We start from the raw sequence: 1,667 nt of genomic DNA on the forward strand, positions 1-1,667 counted from the left end.
ACCGCCCGCCTCGCCGGCGCCCACGTCCTCGCCGGCCACGCCGACGCCGCCGTCGCCCTGCTCACCCGGCTGCCCCCGCACACCGCCGGCCGCATCGCCCGGGAGCGACGGCGGGCCGAGGAGTGGCTGCTCGGGTGAGGCTCCCCGGGCACGGCCGCCCCCGGTCCGTCGCGGAACGGCAGGACCGGCCACCACCTGCGGGTGTGGTGACCGGCCCTGCCGTACCGCTTCGACCGGCCCTGCCGGGTCGGATCAGTGACCTTCCGGGTCAGTCCGGGGACCCGCCGGGTCGGATCAGAGGCCGGCCGCCGCCGCGGCGATGTCGGCCGCGTAGGTGCTCACCTGGCTGTAGACGCCCGGGTAGCCCGCGCGGGCGCAGCCGTTGCCCCAGCTGACGATGCCGACCTGGACCCAGCGGCCCGCCGCGTCCTGCCGGACCATCGGGCCGCCGGAGTCACCCTGGCAGGTGTCGACGCCGCCCTGGGAGACGTAGCCCGCGCAGAGCGAGCCGGCCGCGTTCAGCCCCGGGTAGGCGCGGGCGCAGGTGGCGTCGTCGACGAACGGCACGGTCGCCTTGAGCAGGTACCGCTGCTGGCCGCCGCCCTCGCGCGCGGCGCCCCACCCCATGATGGTGAAGGTGCCGCTGTCGTAGGCGGTGGAGGTGGCGATCGGCAGGGTGCTGACCTGGCCACCGCTCACCGGCGAGGCCAGCTTGATCAGCGCCCAGTCGTCGCCGTTCTCGGCGCCGGTGAAGGCGGGCGACTGGTACACGTACGAGGAGCGGACCTTGACCGCGCTGCCGCTGTTCAGGTCGACCGCCCCCGCGGTGGCGGTGATGCTGCTGTCGGCGCCGGTGCCGTCGACGCAGTGGGCGGCGGTGAGCACGATCTGCGAGGTGTAGAGCGCGCCGCCGCAGCCCATCGAGAGCCGCACCACGAACGGGAACTCGCCCTGCGCCGCCCGCGTGCCGCCGACCACGCTCGGCGACGGCTCGGGTGAGGCGGCGGCGGGCAGCACGAGCGCTCCGGCGCCGAGCACCAGGCCGGCCAGCAGGCAGACGAACCTGCCGAGTTGACGCTTCATCAGATCCTCCTTGCAGGTGGGGGAAGACCGAGAGTGGCCCGACGGGCGGCGCGATAGGAGGGGTCCGCCCTTGCCGGTCGGATCTGGCAGGAACACGGCAATGAGGGGTTCCGGGTGCGGAGGGCCCGGGACGATCGCGCACCGAACCACGCGGCCCGCTCCGGGGAATCCCGTGCGCGACCCCCCCCGGAGCCGTCACCGGCCGCTCACTCCGCGTCGACGCCGCGCCCGTCGGCGTGTGAGCCCGCCCACAGCGGGATCGCCATCCACGATCCCCGATAGTGGACGCGCTCCCCGCGGCACCGCCCCCGGCGCCGTCGAGCCGCCCCGACCGGGCCGCCCGCGACCGCGATCCGCCTGAAGAACACAGGCCACCGCACCTGCCGGCGGTGCGATCCACCGCCACCCCGGGGTCGCTACCTCCAGAGGGGCGATTCGGACAAATCTATCCAAATCAACCCCCGGGCCCCGCTCCGGCCACCCCTCAGCCACGACCCTGCGTAGTAGCGAACGCCTTTGCCACCCGTCCCCGGCCCTGCCAAGAATGGCCCGTCGCCAGACAGCGCAGCCGACCACCCCCCCCC

General features: G+C 75.0%; 1 protein-coding gene. It reads right to left on the bottom strand.

Features of this window, described 5'->3' with window-relative positions:
* Positions 1-294 precede the first annotated feature (294 nt).
* Entirely contained in the window at positions 295-1,083 is a 789-nt protein-coding gene (locus tag AE652_RS40920; RefSeq protein WP_049661008.1) for a trypsin-like serine protease, read from the bottom strand.
* Positions 1,084-1,667 lie beyond the last annotated feature (584 nt).

Source organism: Kitasatospora sp. MY 5-36, assembly GCF_001182915.1.
Classification (GTDB): Bacteria; Actinomycetota; Actinomycetes; order Streptomycetales; family Streptomycetaceae; genus Kitasatospora.